Origin of the sequence: Microbacterium sp. ZKA21 (genome assembly GCF_050434165.1) — a bacterium.
GTDB lineage: Bacteria > Actinomycetota > Actinomycetes > Actinomycetales > Microbacteriaceae > Microbacterium.
The window spans coordinates 1-17,812 of sequence record NZ_JBNPVV010000010.1 but is presented as its reverse complement, the minus strand read 5'-3'; the positions used below and the strand labels follow the sequence as shown (position 1 = coordinate 17,812).

The window sequence follows — 17,812 nt, the reverse complement described above, 5'->3', positions numbered from 1 at the left end:
GCTCCACTGTCGCCCGGGGACCGCATCGGCTCGTCCCGAACTGGGCGGCTACCGCAGCGCTTCGCGGGCGAAGAGCGCCAGCAGCGGATCCGCCGGTTCGCTGCGTCCAGGGCGCTCGCCCGAGTCGCCGAGCAGGTCGAGCACCTGGCGCACGCGATCGGTCGCGAGGTCGATGTCGCGCTCGGTGAAGCGCCTCCCGGTGGACGATGCCCATCCGCACGCCTCGAGCCCGAAGGCGACGGCACGCCAGCGTTCGGCGGGCTCGGTGCCGTCGGCGATCGCGATGAGCAGCAGCGTCGCGGCATCCGTCTCGGCGTCGCCGAGGTCGCGACCGAGTCCGCCGGCGATCAGCCGCAGCTGCAGCACGGGGTCGCCGAGCGCGCGCTTGGCCGCCGCCGTCAGCAGCAGGTGGCCCTTCTGCACGCGGACCAGGCCGATCCGCGTCGCCGTCTCGCGCAGCACTGCGATGGGAGGGGTGAGGTCCTCCCGGTTTCCCGTGCCGATCCAGCCGTCCAGCCATCCGAGTTCGGTCATGCCGGCGAGGACGGTGGCGGGCGGCATCCATCCGGCCGATGTCAACGCCAGCCCGTCCGGCCCGATCGCATCCATGAGCCAGCCGAACGGCCGGATGATGCGGGAGGCCGTGTCCGGATCGATCTCGGTCGGCTCGAGGATGCCGGTGCGATCGAGGTGCTGGCGCAGTTCGGCGCGCAGCGGCGGGGGGAGCTCCGCGGCGAGGACGACGACGGGCGATGCGTCGTGCACGTCGCCCGGTCGGCGCAGCTCCTCGCGCTTCACGAGACCGGACATGTCGTACGGGTCGAACCCCGACTCCTCGGGGCTGAAGAGGAGATTCAGTTCGGTCTGCACCACGACCGCGTCGAACGTCGAGGCGGTCTGCGGCGCCCACGGGCCGACGGTCGCGTGGATCCACTCGACGATGTCGTCATGCTCGGGGTGCGTCGGATCGGCCGCGATCGCGAGCTTCTCGGCGTAGCCGTCCAGGCCGCCGGAGTCCTCGAACGGTGCCCGGCGCGCGCCGTCGAGGACGACGACCGATGTCAGCTCCGGTGCGTCCTCGCGCTCGTCGAGCACGTCGATGCGATGCGTCCAGCCGTCCCCGGAGTCGTACTCGTACCAGAGCGGGCCACCGTCGTTCAGCACGTCGGTGACCGTCACGTCGTTCTCGGAAATCACGTCCGCCGCGGCATCCGGGAACTCGGGCGGGCCCCAGCGCCGCAGCGGCACGGACGGCGGGGCGGACGGGTCGGCGTCGGTGAACTCGTGCAGATGGAGCTCGCGCCAGCCCATCACCGTCTGCAGGGCGATGTGCAGCATGCGCAGCCGGATGCCGCCGCGCACGTCGAGCTCGCGCCAGATCTCGGGGTCGCTGCCGACGAGGCTCACACGGAGCCGATACCGGGTCATGCTCCGAGCGTAGACGGGGCGACCGACGTGCGGCCGAGGGAGGCCGATGGGCGTCGCTCCACGTGAGGTTCACCGTGCGTTCATCGCGACCCAGAACGATCGGGCGACACCATCCACCGACCCCGAGGAGTCACCGTGATCCCCCGCCTGCTCACCGTCGCCGCGATCGGCGCCTCCGCCGTCCTGCTGGTCGGCACCGTCCCGCTGCATCCCCATCCGGATCCGAAGCCGCCGGCGCACGCCAACGGGCACGCATACGCGCACGGCCACTCGAAGCCGAAGGGCGACGACGTCACCGCGAAGCTCGAGACCCCGGCTCTCTGGGACGAGGACGGCGCGGACGCCGACGACCCGGCCATCTGGATCGACGAGGACGACGTCGAGAGCAGCCTCGTCATCACCACCGCCAAGGAGGCCGGGATGAACGTCTACGACCTCGAGGGTGAGCTGGTCCAGCACATCGACCCGAAGCCGGCGCCCGGCGAGGACGACGCGCCAGGACGCTACAACAACGTCGACCTCCTCCACGGCTTCGAGCTCGACGGCGACGAGGTCGACCTCGCGGTGGTCTCCGACAAGGGCATGGACGACCTCGGCATCTTCGCCATCGAGGACGGCGAGCTCGTCGAGGTGACGGCTCCGGACGCCGGGCGCATCTTCTCGGCATCCCAGGAGGAGGTCAACAGCGAGCACACCGTGTACGGCCTGGCCACGTGGCAGGACGACGACGGAGCGTACGCGCTGGTGAGCCGCAACTCGGAGACCGAGGTCGCGCTGCTCGAGCTGAGCGACAAGGGCGACGGCACCGTCGGCTGGGACGTCGTGCGGAAGCTCGCGCTGCCAGCCGAGTTCGCCATGCCGGACGGCTCGACGTGGACCACCTGCGACGACCCTGGTCAGTACGCGCAGGTCGAGGGCATCGCGGTCGACGAGGAGAGCGGCACTGCCTACCTCGGCCAGGAGCTCGTCGGCATCTGGAAGGTCGACGCCGACCTGTCCGGCGAGCCGGAGCTCGTCGATACCGCGATCGAGTTCGGCCTCCCCGGCACCTACGACGCCGAGCTCGACGGGTGCGTCTACGGAGAGAACCCTGGCTTCGGTGGCGACGTGCTGCACACCGACATCGAGGGGCTCACCATCTACGAGACCGACGAGGGCGAGGGATACCTGCTCGCCTCGAGCCAGGGCGACGACAGCTTCGCGGTCTACGAGATCGAGGACGACAACGCCTACGTCGGTTCGTTCCGCACGGCGGACGGCGTCGTCGACAGCACCCAGCACAGCGACGGTGCGGATGTCGTGAACGTGAGCCTGCCCGGGTTCGACGGCGGACTGCTCGTTCTGCAGGACGGCGACAACACGCCGGAAGGTTCGGACGAGGCGAGCACGAACTTCAAATACTTCGCCTGGGAGGACGTGGCTGAGAACAGCGGCCTCGATCTCGACATCGCCGACTGAGACGAACTCCCCAGGCCCCACGAGAAACCACTTCGCGCGCGAGAAACCACGCACGAAGTGGTTTCTCGCGGCGGAGGTGGTTTCTCGCGGGGCCGCGCGGGGCCGCGCCGGGGCCGCGCCGGGGCCGCGCCGGGGCGGGGTCAGGATGCCGCGGGCTCGGCGTGCCGCGTCGTGCCCTCCGCGAAGCGCGCGGCGGCGCGATCCTGCCTGCGGCCGACCGGGACGGGCTCGGTCGCCTTGACGAGCCCCAGGGGCCTCGTCGAGACGTAGACGCTCTCGGCGCGCTCGACGAGGAACGTCTCGTGCCAGACTCCGACCGCGCCGGGCGCCTTGCGGGCCGCCTGGTTGAAGCGGGTCCAGGCCGGCCGATGCTCCTGCGACGGGGCGGATGCGTAGGCGTAGAGCTTCTCCACCGACGACCAGTACTGCACGACGTAGGGGCCTCCGCCGCCGAACAGCAGTTCGTAGCCGAGGAAGCCCGATTCGGGGTCGCGGGACAGCTCTTTCAGCATCCGGGGCATGGCGAAGAACGCGGGCAGCCAGAGGTCGGGCCGCCACCAGCGGTTGATCTGCATGCCGATGTGGAAGACGACCAGCTCGCCGTCGTACGCGTGCGTCGTGCGGCCGGGGATGATGCGTGACATGGGGATCTCCCTTGTTGGATAGTGTCACTATCCATATTGGATAGCGCTACTATCGATGTCAAGAGGTGGCCATGAGAATTTCCGAACTGTCCGCGCAGAGCGGCGTGACCGTGCCGACGATCAAGTACTACCTGCGCGAGGGGCTGCTCCCCGAGGGCGAGCGCAGTGCGCCGACCCAGGCGACTTACGGGGCGACGCATGTGGAGCGACTGGGGGTGATCCGGGCGCTTCTGGATGCCGGGGTCAGCGTGGCCGAGACCCGTCGCGTGCTCGCGACTCTCGACGATCCGCCGGCCAGCGCGCACGAACTGCTCGGCGCGGCGCACTCCGCCATCACCCGTCCGGCGGACGAGGGCGTCGATCTGTCCGCGACTGAGCGGCTGGTTTCGGGATTGGGCTGGAAGCCGGGAACGTGCGATCCCGACGTGCTCGGCGACGTCGCCCGCGCTCTCGACGGACTCGAGCGCGCCGGCTTCGCCGTGCCGGACGCCGCGATGCCGGTGTATCTGCAGAGCATCAGGGCGATCGCGGATGCCGAGGTCGCCGCCACTCCGACCGAATCCGCCGAAGCGGCCGTGCGCTACGTCGTGCTCGGGTCGGTGCTCGTGGAGCCGCTGCTGCTCGCGCTGCGGCGGGTCGCCGAGCAGGTTGCGTCCGCGGAGCGGTTCGGCGGCACGACGACGGCGCCGTGAAAGAAGAAGAATGTCGGTTCTCGGCATCCGGAACCGACATCTGTCTTCTCTGCTGGAGGTGGCGCGGCGGACGACACGGTCCGTAGATTTCCCGCCAGGGGGCGGTGTTCTCGGCATCCTGTGCCAGCGTGTGTGGATGACCGAACCTCCGCTTGCGCCCGCGGCGACGTCCCACCGGCTTCCGGCATTCGGGATCGGGGCCGCCGGGGCGGTGCTCGGCCTGCTGCCCTGGCTGGTCGCGGGCACGCTGCCGCTGCAGAACCTGTGGGCGACGCAGACGATGCCGGAGGACATGCCCTACGTCCTGCTGCCGCTGAGCCAGTACTACGCGACCATGCTCTTCTCCCTGGTGCTGCTCGGCGGCGTCTTCGCCGGTCTCGCCGTACGGGTGGCGCGACGGGGACGTGCGGTGTCGATGTGGCCGGCTGCGCTCGGCGTCGCGCTCGTGCACCTGATCGCCGCGGCGCAGAGCTTCGTCGTGCTCGCCCGGGGCCTCGGTCTCATGGACGGATCGGGAGACACCCGTGCGGCGCTCTACTTCGGAGGGATGCTGGGAGGCACCGTCGTCGCGGCCGTGCTGGCGCAGGTCGGACTGTGGATGACGTCGCGCCCGTCGGTCGCCGTCGCGTCGCTCGGAATCGCGCTCGCCGCGGTGCCGTTCGGAACGTGGGTGGTGCGCTGGTTCGCAGCATTCGCCGGGCCGAGCGGGCCGTGGATGGTCGTCTCGAGCATCGGCTACTGGCTCCCGGCTGTCGTCGTGGGGGTCGCGCTGGTCTGGTGCGGCGTGCGGCCGGTGGGCCGCCTGGCGGTGTGGGCCATCGCCCTGCTTTCGGTGTGGGTCGTGCCCGCGGTGTTCACCGCGATCGGGTACGGCCTCGGGATGCGCGTGCTGCAGGGTGATGTGCGCGAGATGGCCGAGGCGTCGATGCAGGTCTTCCCGAGCGTGATGGCGGAGATGTGGCGCCCGGTCGTGCTGGCAGTGCTGATCGCGGTGGTCGGCTCGATCGTGCGCGTCGCCGTCGCGAAGCGGTCGGCTCGGCTGGCGGATGCCGCGGTGACGTCATGACCGGCGGAATGCTGATCGGGCTGCTGATCCTCCTCGGCGGGGTGGGGTTCGTGGTGTCGCTGTTCCTCCGGGACCGTCAATTCCGAAAGCACGGGCGCCGGATCCGCGTCCGGCTGGAGGAGGTGCGTCACGTCGGCACGAGTGAGACCGGCGCCGTCACCGTCCGGTACCGGGCGTCGTGGGTCGAGGATGGGATGCGGAAGATCGTCGAGGGGCGCGAGACGATCCCGGCGAAACGACTCCGGCAGATGCGGGAGGGCGCGACCGTGGGCATCTTCTATCTGGGCGACGGAAAAGCGCAGCTCGATCTTGGCTGAGGGGCGGCGGGCGCGGCATCCTGGGACCGTGCACACCGCTGATTCTCCGGCGCTCGAACCGGAGTGGGCTCGTTTCGGTTCGCCGATCCGCGAGCTCGTCATGCTCAACGCGTTGCTGGCGCTTCTGCTCGAACTCGCGATGCTCGTGTTCGTCGCGTGGTGGGCGCTGCTGCTCGATCTGCCCTGGTGGGCGCGGATCCTCGTCGCGGTCGTCGCGGTCGGGCTGCTCGTCGTGCTGTGGGGGACGTTCGCGGCGCCGAGAGCGCGCGTCCGACTCCCCGTCGTCGGCGTCGTGGCGGTGAAGGCGGTCGCGTTCGGAGCGGGCGCGCTGGCGCTGTGGGGCATGGGCAACCCGGTGGCGGCCGTCGTGTTCGCCGGGGTCGTGGCGGTGAGCGTCGCCGTGACGACCTGGGTCAGGATGCGGGCGACGGCGTAGGCGGCGGCTACTGCGGGTCGGGTCGGGTGCCCGGGGGCGCCTGCTGATCGACGTCCGTCCAGACCTCGGTGAGCTGCACGATGAGACCATCCCGCAGTTGCGCGAAGCTCGCGCATTCGAAGTGCTCGATCCCGTCTTCACCGCGGCCGGTGACGTGGGAGCGGCAGGCGGCCACGGTCGGCTCCGCGACGAAGTCCTCTACCGTCAGGTGCTCGAAGCCGGGGTACTCGCGGTTGAAGCGGATCCAGCGGTCACGATCGAACGATTCGCCGGTGTGCACGAGCCGGCAGACGAAGTCGGGGTGCAGGTACGGCGCGAGATCGTCCCAGCGCTTCTCGTCGATCGCGGTCATGAGTCCGTGCAGTGCGGGTCCGGCATCCATGACGGCATCCTAGGGCGGGCATCCGACACCTCATCCCCGCAGCAGAGCCCGCAGGGTCTGGATCGTGTCGGCCTCCGCTGCGGTCTTGTCGGGTCGGTAGTGCTTGACGCGGGCGAAGCGCAGGGCGATGCCGCCCGGGTAGCGGGGCGACTGCTGGACGCCGTCGATGGCGATCTCGACGACGAGTTCGGGGCGCAGGAAGACCGCGTACGGCGACCGGGTGGTCTCGTACGACGGGAACGTGTCGGTCTGCCACTGCAGCAGCTCGTCGGTGAGCCCTTTGAAGGTCTTGCCGACCATGACGAACCCGCCGGGTTCGCCGAACTCGCCGTCGGGATCACGGGCACCGAGGTGCAGGTTCGAGAGTTTGCCTCGGCGGCGGCCGGAGCCCCATTCGGCGGCGAGCACGACGAGGTCGTACGTGAGCACGGGTTTGACCTTGACCCAGGACTTGCCGCGGCGCCCGGCGGCGTATGACGAGTCGATCGCCTTGACGACGACGCCCTCGTGTCCGGCGGCGAGGGCGTCGACGGACAGCTGCTCGGCAGCAGTCGGGTCGGCGGTGACGATGCCCGGCATCCGCCATTCGCCGGCGATGCGGTCGAGCTCCTGAAGCCGGGTCGAGAGCGGCTCGTCGAGGAGGTCGCGCCCGTCGACGTGCAGCAGGTCGAAGAACCAGGGCCGCAGGACGAGGTCGCGCGAAACGTCCGCACCGAAGCGCGACATGGTCTGCTGGAACGGGCGCGGCCCGCCGTCCTCGTCGAGAGCCAGGGTCTCGCCGTCCAGGATGAGGTCCTGCGCGGGCAGCGAGCGGACGATCTCGACGATCTCGGGCACCCGGTGGGTGATGTCGGCGAGGCTGCGCGTGTAGACGCCGACCTCGTCGCCGCGCCGATGGACCTGGATGCGCGCGCCGTCGAGCTTGTACTCGACGGATGCTTCGCCGGTGACCTCGAGTGCTGCGGATGCCGTCGCGGCGGTGGAGGCGAGCATGGGCAGGACCGGTCGCCCGACCTGCAGCCCGACGTTCTCGATCTCGTCCGCCGTGCCGGTGAGGGCGAGCACCGCGGTGTCGCCCAGGTCGCCGGTGAGCATCGCCGCCCGACGGACGGTCGCGACCTTTCGGTCGGATGCTCGGGCGATCGCATCCAACAGCACGCCGCCGAGGGCGCCGGTGCGCAGCTCGCCGAGCATCGCGCGGGCGAGGAAGTCCCACTCCGCAGCGGTGGCGCGGGATGCGAGGCCGGTGAGCGCTGCGGTGCGGACGGCTGCCGACCCGGTTCCGGATGCCGCGGCGAGCGCGTCGAGCGCCTGATCGACGTCGGCGATCGTCAGGGTGGAGGCATCGGCGTGGGTGACGTCGAGGGCGGTGAGCCCGCGCCATCCGACGCCGAGGCGACCCTGCCGGGGGCTCGCAAGGAGCAGCCCAATGAGCGGGGCGATCTCGTCTTGCTCGGCGCGCGCAAGTAGGCGGGCGAGCGCGTCGATCTTCGCGAGGCGGGACGACGTGGCGGCGACCTCTTCGGCGGTAGCGACGAGCTCGGAGAGCTTCATGAGGAGATTGTCGCACCGGGGTGTGACATCGGGTGCAGGTTTTGCGTGTCAAGGGGGTCGCCGCTGGCCGCATGCCGCCGTAGGAATGAGGGGAGAGAAGGGATACGGCATGGCTGCAGGCGACATCGAGACGTTCCAGCGCGACGGCATCTGGTTCAACCGCATCGAGGGGGAGCCCCGCACCCTGGGCACCAGCTTCACCTCGAAGGCGGAGGCCGTGAAGGTCGGGCGCGGGGCGGCTGCGGCGCGCCAGGTGCAGCACACCGTGCGGACCGAGGAGGGGCCGTCGGAGGACGCGAGCGCGTACGACCGGCATCCGCGGGGGTTCATGGGGGAATAGAGCTCGGTGTAGGGGTGCGTCTCGTCATCCGCGGAAACGAGACGTGCGCACGCGCGACGGCGTCCTTAGATTGGGTGTGCCCCGCTTGCGAAGGAGTCCCGCGTGCCCGAGATCCAGACCGCCGACGCGGCCCTGCATCCGTTCGATGCCAGGACCCGCTTCCAGCTCGACCGGCCCCAGAGCCGCAAGTGGAGTCTGCATCCTGGGCGCATCGGTGCCTGGGTCGCCGAGATGGACTTCGGGATTGCGCCCGAGATCGCCGAGGCGATGCACCGCGCGATCGACGAGGAGAACCTCGGCTACCTCTCGCCTCCGCTGGCCGCGGAGCTGGGTGCGGCGACCGCCGACTGGATGAGCGCCGAGTACGGCTGGGTCGTCGACCCCGAGCGCGTGCACGCCGTCTCCGACGTCATGGCCGTCCTTCGGGTGGCGGTCGAAGAGTACGCCCCAGCCGGATCGCCGGTGATCGTGCCGACGCCCGCATATATGCCGTTCCTGACATATCTGCCGACGATCGGGCATCCCGTGATCGAGGTCCCCGGCACCGAGGTCGACGGTCGGTGGCAGCACGACCTGCAGCGCATCGACGAGGCGTTCGCTTCCGGCGCCCGCACGCTCGTGTTGTGCAACCCGCACAACCCGACCGGTACGGTCGCCGACCGTGCCGAGCTCGAGGCCATCGCCGAGATCGTCGAGCGGCACGGCGGCCGGGTGTTCGCCGACGAGATCCATGCCCCGCTGCGATTCGACGGGCGTCCGTTCATCCCCTACGCGTCGGTGTCGGAGGCGACGGCCGCGCACACGATCACCGGCACGAGTGCGTCGAAGGCGTGGAACATCCCCGGACTCAAGACCGCGCAGCTCATCACCTCGAACGATGCGGATCAACAGCTCTACCGCGGTTTCGGGTTCTCGGTGCAGCACGGCGCGGCGACCCTGGGCGTGGTCGCTTCGACGGCCGCGTATCGGTCGGGGAGGCCATGGCTGGACGGCGTGCTCGACTACCTGGACGGTTCGCGCGCGCTGCTCGGATCGTTGGTGTCGGAGCATCTGCCCGGTGCCGTGTATCGGGTGCCGGAGGCGACGTACATCGGCTGGATCGACACGAAGGCCCTCGGCATCCCCAGTCCGCCTGCGGAGTTCTTCCGGGAGCAGGCCGGCGTCGTTCTCACCGAAGGGCGCCTGCTCGGGCGCGGGTACGAGGACTACGTGCGCGTGGTGTTCGCCACGCCGCGACCGATTCTCGAAGAGGCGTTCGCGGCGATGGGAGCGGCAGTCCGGCTCTCGGCGGCGTAGGCACGAACCGGCGCTATGTGAGGTCGACCTTGGCGTTCTCGCCGCCGTCGTACTGCTCTCCCGTGAGCTGCCGGGGCATCCGAGTCGTTCGATGAGGGATGCGGTCTGTTAGCGTGGCGGAAGCGTCGCGTGTCGGTGGCAGTCCGTGCCAGACATGGAGGCGCGGGACCCGAAGGAGAGCGACGATGAACACGTCGACCCCTTCGCCCTCACGTGACTGAGGGCGAGAAGACCAGGCTCATCGCCTGGAGCGATGAACTGCGTGCCGTGCATCGGCGACTGCGAGCGGCGTTGTCGATCGCCCAGGAGGCTCTGGCCTCCGGCGAACCACCGGATCGTGATCTGCTGCTGTTCTGCCATGGATTCTGCACGGCGTTGACGGGGCATCACGAGGGCGAGGATCGCGAGCTGTTCCCGGCCATCGCAGCCGCGCATCCGGAGTTGCGGGATACGCTGCGGAAGCTGGAACAGGATCACTCGATGATCGGGCACCTGATCAACGGGCTGCAGGTGGCGGTGGCGTCGGCCGCTTCGCCGACCGAGCTGGCGCGACACCTGGAGGGCATCGCCGCGATCATGGAGAGCCACTTCCGGTACGAAGAGCGACAGCTGCTCACCGTGCTCGAGGCGCTGGCTCTGGATGCCGATCCGGAACGGGTGCTCGGGCCGTTGTGACCGTCAGTGGTCTGGCTGCTACGCCCAGCCCGACCAGTCGGGGCGATCGACGATGCAGAAGCGGTTGCCTTCGGGGTCTTCCATGATGACGTAATCGGCGTCCTCGGGCAGTTTGTCCCAGTGCACCTCGCGGGCACCGAGCTCGGCGAGTCGGCGCACTTCGGCATCCTGATCCTCGGCGTAGATGTCGAGGTGGATGCGTGGAGGCAGGATCCGCTCGGAATGATGGGCATCGAGGGCGACGCAGGGAGTGTCTGCGTCACGCGGCGTGAGGACGACCCAGTCATCGTCCGCCGGATCCCGCTCGACGTAGTCGAGCGCGGCCTGCCAGAAACGGGACTGCGTGGGGAGGTCGTCGACGCGGATCACGATCGACACGATCTTCAACATGCGGGACAGCGTAAGTCGGGGGCTCCGCCCGAACAAGGGGCATGCGCGGGGCGAAAGCGATCGCCCCGCGCATCCCGCGGCTTACTGAACCGACCAGCCGCCGTCCGAAGCGAGGATCGCGCCGTTGATGTTCACGGCGTCGTCCGAGAGGAGGAACGTGATCGAGGCGGCGAGGTGCTCGGCCGTCGCGACGGTCGGGATCGCCTGCTGGAACGGGGCCAGGCGGCCGGAGCCGTACTCGGACATGTTCGGCGGCATCGGGATGCCGGTGGCGACGCCGCCCGGAGCGACCGAGTTCACGCGGATGCCCTTCGGCCCGTACATGAACGCCGCCGACTTCGTGACGCCGATGATGCCGTGCTTGCTGGCCGTGTAGGCGTTGCCGGAGGAGTTGCCTCGCAGGCCCGCCTCGCTCGAGACGTTGAGCACAGCGCCGGAACCGGCGGCCTCCATCAGGGGCAGGACCGCGCGCATGAGCTTGAACGGTGCGGTGAGGTTGATGGCGATGACGCGGTCCCACACGGCATCCGTCGTCTCGCCTGCGGGGGAGAAGTCGTCGTTGATGCCGGCGATGTTGGCTAGGCCGTCGATTTTGTCGCCGGCGGCGGCGATGACGGCGTCGATGGCGTCCTGCTTCGTGAGGTCGCCGGCGACGGTGATGACGTCGGGGAGCTCGGCCTTGAGGGCATCGAGCTTATCGGCGGAGATGTCGGCGGCGATGACGCGTCCGCCTTCGCGGGCGATGCGGGATGCCGTGGCCTTGCCGATTCCGGACGCCGCACCCGTGACGATCACGGTCTTGCCGGCGAAGCGGCCAGGGGTGGGCTTCTCGGTCCAGCCGGTGGACTCGCCATCCTCGGGGATCACGCCGCCATTGGCGGAGCGGACCAGATCGTCGACGATCGACTGCGGCATGGCGCCCTGGCTCATGGCGACGAGCTGCTGGAGGGGCAGGCCCAGCACGGGGGTGAGGACTTCGGGGTCGGCGCCGGTCTTCTCGAACAGGCCGCGGATGAGCGGTCCGCCGGTCGGATCGTTCAGCCATTCGCCGATGGTGGAGTGTGCGGTCAGGGCCATGTCTTCTCCTTGCTCGGGCATTTCGCAACGGTGCGTCTACTTATTTCCCAGGGTACTCCTCGGTAGCCTGTGAGCGTGCCGAGACCTCGTAGTGAACAGGCGCGCCAGGCCGTGCTGGCGGCGATGCGTGCCGCGCTCGTCGATGAGGGGTACTCGTCGGTGTCGATCGAGGGCCTGGCTGCTGCGGCCGGTGTCTCGAAGCAGACGATCTATCGATGGTGGCCGTCGAAGGCGGCGATCCTGGGGGAAGCGCTGCTGTCCGGTGCGCTTCCCGGTGCGGATGTCGCGCTGCCGCACACCGCGGATCTCGAGTCCGACCTGCGGGCGTGGTTCTCGGCGATGTCCGCTGCCCTCGGGGATGCCGATGGCGTGGCGCTCGCGCGGGCGCTGATCGCCGTGACGGCGACGGATGCCGAGCTGGGTTTGGCTCTCAACGACAAGCTGGCGGCGCCGATCCGCGGGTGGGTGTCGTCGCGGCTCGCTCTGGCTGTTTCGGCCGGCCAGGTGAGGTCGGATGTGGATGCCGCGGTGATCGCTGATCAGTTCGTTGCGATGGCTTCGTATGCGGCTCTTCAAGGGAAGGTGCTCGGGGCGGAGCAGGTGGATGCTGTCGTGCGGGTGCTGATGCGGGGAATTGCGGCGTAGTTCCCCTAGCTCGCTGAGCCTGTCGAAGCGCGCGGACGTCAGCGTCGGGGATGCGCAGCATCTTCGTATGATTCGGTCGTACTCATCCGAGCCAAGCTCACATCTCCGAAGTTGGCGCACGCACAGATTGTCGTGACGCGTCGCGACAATTGTGAGGTGCGAGGCCGGCTCCAGTGACGCGATGCCGCCCGACCGACTCGGCAATTGTTGTGACGGCGTCGCAACAATCAACGACGGGCGAGAACGCCCCGCAACCTCTCCCGCAACCCCGGATCGCACACGTACACGTACGTCCCGAGGATCCCGCGGGTCAGCAGCACGCCGTAGATGTTTCGGATGAACACGAGCAGATCGTCGTCGCCGAAGGCGTCCTTGAGGTGTCCCGTGTTCTCCTTGCCCTTCTTGTCTCGATACGCATCACGATCGGCGACGATCCGGCCGGCAGACTCTCGAAGATCCGGCCCGACGATCACGCCGGCGTAGTTGAGGTCGTACCCCTGTACGGTGTGGATCGACCCGACCTCGTCGAGGGAACCCGGGGAGTTGATCCAGTCCTTGTCCGCGCTGTTCCAGCGCATGCGCTCGCCGTCGAGCTCGATGTCGAAGGCCTCGGCATCCCGGCGCGATTTCCAGTCCCACGCGTAGCCGGCGACGAGGCGGGACAGGCCGACCTCGGCATCCTTCTCCCGGATCGCCCGACGCATTTCGCCGAGGTCGTCGAAGAAGCGCAGGTCGTAGTCGCCGAGGTCCGGACGCGACGGATCCTCGCCGCGCAGAGCGGCACGGACGAACTCGACGTAATCGGCTCCCGCGCGCACCCGCATCTGGGTGGTCAGTCGGTAGTGGCGGTGCGCATCGCGAGCGGCGCGCAGCTCGGCATCCAGAATCGCGGGCGACAGGTCGTGCGGCCGGACGCTCTGCGCGCCGTCCACGAGCAGAAGCTGGTGCCGACTGCGTGTCTTGATCCAGTCGAGCTGCGTGTAGGTCGGGTCGTCCGCACCGAAGAGCTCGATGTTGATGTCGCGGAACTTCTTGTTCTGCACGCCGGATGCCTGGTTCGCGCGCTGTCCGAGCCGGTGCGTCTCATCGACCAGCACCAGGTCGTAGGAGGTGGAGGACTCGCCGAGCTGGAACGGTGTGAGCACCATCGACGGGTCGAGTTTGGGTGTCTTCTTGAACACCTTCTTGATGGACTCGCGCAACGACTGCTGCGGGATCACGAGCGCCATGCGGAACCCGTTCAGGAGCTCGCGGTTCTCGGGGACGAAGAACTCCGAGAACATCGAATCGGGCTCGACGTCGTCGTGATGCTCGAAGTCGCGGATGTCGGCGAGCAGCTTCATCAGATAGATCGCGATGATCGTCTTGCCCGTGCCGGGGTCGCCCTGCACGACGAGCGTGGAGCGCGCGGCCGGGTCGGCGAGGTCGGTCAACAGGCCTTCGACGATGTCGCTGATGGCGATCGCCTGGTCGTCGCCCAGCGCCTTGAACGGCGACAGCTTGAACAGGTCAGAGTTCTCGATCTGCGGGATGCTGCGGCTGAACAGGCCCTCCGCGCGCAACGCCTCGAAGACGTCACGGAACGACTCGCGGTACAGTGCGCGGTCGTAGTAGTCCGCATCGGTCAGGCCGTCGTTGCCGTTGAGGATGCTGTACTGCCCGTCGCCCGAGAACCAGCGGATCAGGTGCGACTCGAGATCCAGGCACGCGGACTTGTTGAAGGTCGGATCGACGACGACGCGGATGCTGTCGAGACCCTCGTTCCGCTTCGGGCCGTCGAGGTGCTGCCGGATCCGCTTGTGCGCCCGAGTCGTCTCGCCGACGTAGAGCTTGCGCGTGCCGTCGATGACGTAGACGACCGGCCAGTTCGTATGCTGCGGATCCTGCTCGGCCCACGCGTCGACGTGGGTCCTCTCGAACCGCACGCGGCGGATGCTGGTCATGCCTGCGGCTCGTGCTTGTTGATGACGCCCTGGTTCTGCTCGACCGGATACTTCTGCTCGGTCTTGGCGAGCTTGTTCATGACGATCTCGTCGAGCTCGACGCCAAGCCTGTTCGCGAGATGGATGCAGTAGGTGACGACGTCGGCGAGTTCATCCTCGACCTGCTGCTGGTCGGGGTTGTCCGTCCACTGGTACAGCTCGAGGAGTTCGGCGGCCTCGATGCTGATGCTCTTCGCGAGGTTCTCCGGGGTGTGGAAGTGGTCCCAGTCGCGCGCGGCGACGAAGGCGCGGAGCGCTGAGGTGGTTGAGGGGGACGGCATGGGAGTGACGGTAGCAGGGGCCTTATCTGACACCTAGGTCGTGGCCGATTCTTGTCAACTCAAAGGTTGTCGATCCACGTGTCCTCTTCTCGGTCGTCCCACGAGCTACCGGTGGACTGCCTGGACTGCGACTCGACTCGCTTACGGAGTCGCGGCACGAGCGCTGCGGCCTTCGTCGCATCCAGATCCGCAACCGACTGAATGCGTGCACCCACCAGGACATGGACGAGTTCGAACTGTTCGCGGGCCGTTGAGATGTCGAGTGCAGCGAATAAATTGCGGATCTCGACACGTTGCGCCTCGGTCATTGGTTCGGCTTCGCGTGTCGGTTGGAGTTCATCGGGATCAGGGAACAGGTCGAGTAGCTCAGATAGCACGGCTCAATTCTCCTCGTCGGCTGCGCGGCTGCCAACATCGCAATCTGCGTGTCTTGAAGCACCGTTGGCACGGTCGAACCCCACACATGCTCTGAACAGGCGAGATAGAACCTGCAGAGAGAATTCTTCGGCGGGGTCCTACCCATCGGGGCGCGGCTAGCTATGCGGCGCTTTGGATCTCGTTTCATTCGATCGCTGAGCGCTCTGCGGCGTCTGCCCCGTCGACGGCAGCGTGACGGCGAGCAACAGCCACTAGCGTTGGCTCATGTCAGAGATAAGGCAAGTCATTGCGCCCAGTTCTCCGGCCGCGATCCGGCTCGCGCAGCTCGCAGGCTTCAACGCCGATCTAGGCGAAGCGCTGAATGGATTCACCATCGCGCTCCACATGATCGAGTCCAGGGAGAGGTGGGAGCAGAACCTTGTGCGGCCACTCGTCTCGGACGCGACCGTTTCCTACGGACGGTGTTTCACAACGTCCAACGTCCGGCCGAACCTCGAGACAATCATCGACGTACCCGATTCGTATATCGACGTACATCGCGCCCTAAAGCGGCTTCGCAACCGCACCATTGCCCATTCCGAGAGCATGCTCACACCGTCCTACGCTGTCACGACCCTCAAGCGCGATGAATCAACTGGAGCTACTCATGCGGCGCAGGCTTTGGCGATGACTGCGCATGTATCCTTCTCCGGAGAGGCGATCCAACAGTTTCGCGAGCTCGCCCTCGTCATGAACGATTTACTGCTTCTCGAGATCGAGAAAGCGAAGGCTGACCTCATCTTCGTTCTTAACGACGACGGCGACCTTCGGAAGCTTTGGAGCGACGGTCAGCTCCCACAGCTGGTCCCTGTCGCGTTGGACCAATGGGACGTCGATTCCAAGCGCCCTGAGTATCCTGATTCGCACATCATCCCGGTGGTGGTCACTCCGGCGAGGACGTTCCTCACGCCCTCGTCCGGGAACCTCTACAAGTCTCGCGAGACCGAGACCGAGACCGAGACCGACACCGCGCCTGCCTGACTCCTCACGTCGTCGACATATGCGAAGCCGACTACGCTTGGAGCAGTGGATAGAGAAGATGCGGGACCGCTGAGCGGGTCTTCGCGCCCGCCAGTTGGCGTACCCACTCATGAGATTGCGCTGCACGATGCGCTCGATAAGCAGTTCGGCAGGCTGTTTCCTCCGGGTGGCGGCCGGAGCGTGTTCATCGTTCGAGAGCCTGAGCTCGGCTTTGGGCGTCCAGACGCGATTGTGATGACGTTGTCGTCGTCGGCACTCAACGCGTTCCGAACCTCGGGCTTGAGACTTCCGAGTCTCAATGCAGCGAGAGGCCTTATCGGTGCCGGCTCGAACGTAACTGATAAGCATGCCCGAGCGCTGGCGCGCGATCTTGAGCGGGCGGGCTGGACACAGCGCGCGATGACGCAGGCGGCCGGCATGGTCGCAGACTCAGTGGCGGTAGAAGCCAAGCTTTCGGAATGGCGACGCGCAATCCGTCAGGCAGCGGGCTACCGTGTGGGTGCAGGTCGGGCCGCGATTCTCGTTCCGGTCCGCGTCGGCGCCTTAGTCGAAGCGCGGAACCTAGAGAGCCACGGTATCGGGCTTCTCACTGAAGATTCAGCCCGCATCAGGTGGTCAGTCGCCGCGCCGTACTCGGAGACGTCGATCAGTCATCGTGTCTGGCTCCTAGAGCTGTTGCTCCGAGGGCTGGAGTCCAATACTGCTCACAGGTCAACCTGATCCGCGAACAGCGCAAGCGAATCGCGCCACGCAACCACGCGGTTCCGATAGCTCGGGTCCGGAAGCATGCCGGCGCTGCTGATCGAATCCCATAGCGTGGTCGCGCTCTCAAGGCTGCTGCTAACGGTTGCTACTCGTGCAGCAACGCTCGGCTCCGCTGTCAACCAATCGGCGCGCGCAGCCAACGCCTTCATGTGTTCCACCTGGGCGTCGACTCGTGTGAGTGCGTCGAACGGAACGCGCTCAAAGTGCTCGACCTCGTCGGTGGTGAAGATGGCATGGCGTTGATCAGATGCGAAGAGTGGCGCGGTCTCCGTTTCGGCGCGGGGTAGCGCCCAAAGCCGTTGCAGATGCGTGCGGACTGCTGGCGCGCGCCCTCCACTAGAAGGTGACATCCACTTCGAGGAGCTGAATTGCCGCAAAGTATATGACCAACCGGTTGCCATCGAACTGGCGCCAGCTGCGAGACCGAGGAGACCCTCGAAGTCCGAGAACCCCCAAATGACCTCTAGTTCGTTTAGCTCGGCAAGTGCATGGATGAGCCTCAGAAGGTTCGCAAGCTTCGTGGGCGCCCACGGGGTTGACGGATACCCGGTTGAGGGGCGACTCACGACGATGTAGAAGCCGCGGACAGGCAGCGTCGTCGCGACATCGAGCCAGCGTTCGATTGCTGACCAATCAGCCAATCCAGCCTCATCCACGGCAAGCGTAGCTATCGTTCTGTCGGGTCCCCACGCCTGGCTTGCAGTGCGTGCAAACTGTACCGACAGTGGAGTCCAAAGATCGGAGAACGAGTCTTGGAGCGGCCCGGGTGCGATCCAGCGCCCTCGAGCGTTAAGCGCTGAGTTGAGCTGACCGATGCGTTCGATGTGGCCGGCGACCGACTGGGCATCCTGAGCCCAGGAGAGACCACTGAAACCAAGCCCATGCGACCCAGGGACTGCTGACGGTTCGGTTGACTCCAACGCTGTGAGGATTTCGGTTCTCACGGGAGGATGGTCAACGTGCCCAAAGCATTTCCCAAAGAGTTC

20 protein-coding genes are annotated in these 17,812 nt (G+C 67.5%); 10 read left to right on the top strand and 10 right to left on the bottom strand.

Going from position 1 to position 17,812, the window contains the following annotated elements; all coding sequences use genetic code 11:
• Positions 1 to 48: 48 nt before the first annotated feature.
• Positions 49 to 1,428, bottom strand: a complete 1,380-nt coding sequence (locus M2317_RS17635) for a plasmid pRiA4b ORF-3 family protein (protein WP_429462461.1) — start codon at positions 1,426 to 1,428, stop codon at positions 49 to 51.
• Positions 1,429 to 1,563: 135 nt separating this feature from the next.
• Here M2317_RS17635 and M2317_RS17630 point away from each other — a divergent pair, with 135 nt between their 5' ends.
• Complete coding sequence (locus tag M2317_RS17630) at positions 1,564 to 2,886, top strand: phytase (protein ID WP_429462460.1); 1,323 nt, start codon at positions 1,564 to 1,566, stop codon at positions 2,884 to 2,886.
• Between the two features lie 140 nt (positions 2,887 to 3,026).
• On the opposite strand, the gene M2317_RS17625 is transcribed toward M2317_RS17630, so the two are convergent.
• Positions 3,027 to 3,530, bottom strand: a complete 504-nt coding sequence (locus tag M2317_RS17625) for a DUF4188 domain-containing protein (protein ID WP_429462458.1) — start codon at positions 3,528 to 3,530, stop codon at positions 3,027 to 3,029.
• Between the two features lie 71 nt (positions 3,531 to 3,601).
• Between M2317_RS17625 and M2317_RS17620 the strand changes: the two genes are divergently transcribed.
• The 4 genes from M2317_RS17620 to M2317_RS17605 all read left to right on the top strand — a co-directional run bounded on the left by M2317_RS17620 (position 3,602) and on the right by M2317_RS17605 (position 6,041).
• A complete protein-coding gene (locus M2317_RS17620) occupies positions 3,602 to 4,222 on the top strand; it encodes a MerR family transcriptional regulator (protein ID WP_429462456.1) in 621 nt (206 codons plus the stop codon).
• A 136-nt stretch (positions 4,223 to 4,358) separates the two neighbouring features.
• Positions 4,359 to 5,288 (top strand): hypothetical protein, encoded by a 930-nt coding sequence (locus M2317_RS17615; RefSeq protein ID WP_429462455.1) that lies wholly within the window; start codon positions 4,359 to 4,361, stop codon positions 5,286 to 5,288.
• A gap of 8 nt (positions 5,289 to 5,296) precedes the next feature.
• Complete coding sequence (locus M2317_RS17610) at positions 5,297 to 5,605, top strand: hypothetical protein (RefSeq protein ID WP_429462453.1); 309 nt, start codon at positions 5,297 to 5,299, stop codon at positions 5,603 to 5,605.
• A 28-nt stretch (positions 5,606 to 5,633) separates the two neighbouring features.
• Complete coding sequence (locus tag M2317_RS17605; RefSeq protein ID WP_429462451.1) at positions 5,634 to 6,041, top strand: DUF2568 domain-containing protein; 408 nt, start codon at positions 5,634 to 5,636, stop codon at positions 6,039 to 6,041.
• A gap of 7 nt (positions 6,042 to 6,048) precedes the next feature.
• Here the strand turns inward: M2317_RS17605 and M2317_RS17600 are convergent, their stop codons facing one another.
• A complete protein-coding gene (locus M2317_RS17600) occupies positions 6,049 to 6,423 on the bottom strand; it encodes a nuclear transport factor 2 family protein (RefSeq protein ID WP_429462450.1) in 375 nt (124 codons plus the stop codon).
• A gap of 30 nt (positions 6,424 to 6,453) precedes the next feature.
• A complete protein-coding gene (locus M2317_RS17595; protein ID WP_429462448.1) occupies positions 6,454 to 7,977 on the bottom strand; it encodes an ATP-dependent DNA ligase in 1,524 nt (507 codons plus the stop codon).
• Between the two features lie 109 nt (positions 7,978 to 8,086).
• On the opposite strand from M2317_RS17595, the gene M2317_RS17590 reads away from it, so the two are divergent.
• The 3 genes from M2317_RS17590 to M2317_RS17580 all read left to right on the top strand — a co-directional run bounded on the left by M2317_RS17590 (position 8,087) and on the right by M2317_RS17580 (position 10,288).
• The gene (locus M2317_RS17590) at positions 8,087 to 8,317 is read left to right on the top strand and encodes a DUF2188 domain-containing protein (protein WP_429462446.1); all 231 of its coding nucleotides are present in this window, start codon (positions 8,087 to 8,089) and stop codon (positions 8,315 to 8,317) included.
• A 102-nt stretch (positions 8,318 to 8,419) separates the two neighbouring features.
• Positions 8,420 to 9,613: a MalY/PatB family protein gene (locus tag M2317_RS17585; protein ID WP_429462444.1), complete on the top strand. Its 1,194-nt coding sequence runs from the start codon at positions 8,420 to 8,422 to the stop codon at positions 9,611 to 9,613.
• A 213-nt stretch (positions 9,614 to 9,826) separates the two neighbouring features.
• On the top strand, positions 9,827 to 10,288 hold the full coding sequence (locus M2317_RS17580; protein ID WP_429462442.1) for a hemerythrin domain-containing protein: 462 nt from the start codon (positions 9,827 to 9,829) through the stop codon (positions 10,286 to 10,288).
• 18 nt (positions 10,289 to 10,306) lie between these two features.
• On the opposite strand, the gene M2317_RS17575 is transcribed toward M2317_RS17580, so the two are convergent.
• Entirely contained in the window at positions 10,307 to 10,678 is a 372-nt protein-coding gene (locus M2317_RS17575; protein WP_429462440.1) for a VOC family protein, read from the bottom strand.
• A gap of 81 nt (positions 10,679 to 10,759) precedes the next feature.
• Positions 10,760 to 11,755, bottom strand: a complete 996-nt coding sequence (locus M2317_RS17570; RefSeq protein ID WP_429462438.1) for an SDR family NAD(P)-dependent oxidoreductase — start codon at positions 11,753 to 11,755, stop codon at positions 10,760 to 10,762.
• A 75-nt stretch (positions 11,756 to 11,830) separates the two neighbouring features.
• On the opposite strand from M2317_RS17570, the gene M2317_RS17565 reads away from it, so the two are divergent.
• The gene (locus tag M2317_RS17565) at positions 11,831 to 12,400 is read left to right on the top strand and encodes a TetR/AcrR family transcriptional regulator (RefSeq protein ID WP_429462436.1); all 570 of its coding nucleotides are present in this window, start codon (positions 11,831 to 11,833) and stop codon (positions 12,398 to 12,400) included.
• Between the two features lie 227 nt (positions 12,401 to 12,627).
• On the opposite strand, the gene M2317_RS17560 is transcribed toward M2317_RS17565, so the two are convergent.
• The 3 genes from M2317_RS17560 to M2317_RS17550 are packed head-to-tail and all read right to left on the bottom strand — an operon-like array spanning position 12,628 to position 14,971.
• The gene (locus M2317_RS17560; RefSeq protein WP_429462435.1) at positions 12,628 to 14,343 is read right to left on the bottom strand and encodes a DNA/RNA helicase domain-containing protein; all 1,716 of its coding nucleotides are present in this window, start codon (positions 14,341 to 14,343) and stop codon (positions 12,628 to 12,630) included.
• Positions 14,340 to 14,663 carry a nucleotide pyrophosphohydrolase gene (locus tag M2317_RS17555; protein ID WP_429462433.1) on the bottom strand — a complete coding sequence of 108 codons (324 nt, stop codon included), beginning with the start codon at positions 14,661 to 14,663 and terminating at the stop codon, positions 14,340 to 14,342. Before M2317_RS17555 ends, M2317_RS17560 begins: the two co-directional genes overlap by 4 nt.
• A 59-nt stretch (positions 14,664 to 14,722) precedes the next feature.
• Positions 14,723 to 14,971: a hypothetical protein gene (locus M2317_RS17550; RefSeq protein ID WP_429462431.1), complete on the bottom strand. Its 249-nt coding sequence runs from the start codon at positions 14,969 to 14,971 to the stop codon at positions 14,723 to 14,725.
• A gap of 334 nt (positions 14,972 to 15,305) precedes the next feature.
• Here M2317_RS17550 and M2317_RS17545 point away from each other — a divergent pair, with 334 nt between their 5' ends.
• Complete coding sequence (locus tag M2317_RS17545; protein WP_429462429.1) at positions 15,306 to 16,061, top strand: hypothetical protein; 756 nt, start codon at positions 15,306 to 15,308, stop codon at positions 16,059 to 16,061.
• A 704-nt stretch (positions 16,062 to 16,765) separates the two neighbouring features.
• Here M2317_RS17545 and M2317_RS17540 read toward each other — a convergent pair.
• Positions 16,766 to 17,482, bottom strand: a complete 717-nt coding sequence (locus M2317_RS17540) for a hypothetical protein (RefSeq protein WP_429462427.1) — start codon at positions 17,480 to 17,482, stop codon at positions 16,766 to 16,768.
• Between the last annotated feature and the right edge of the window lie 330 nt (positions 17,483 to 17,812).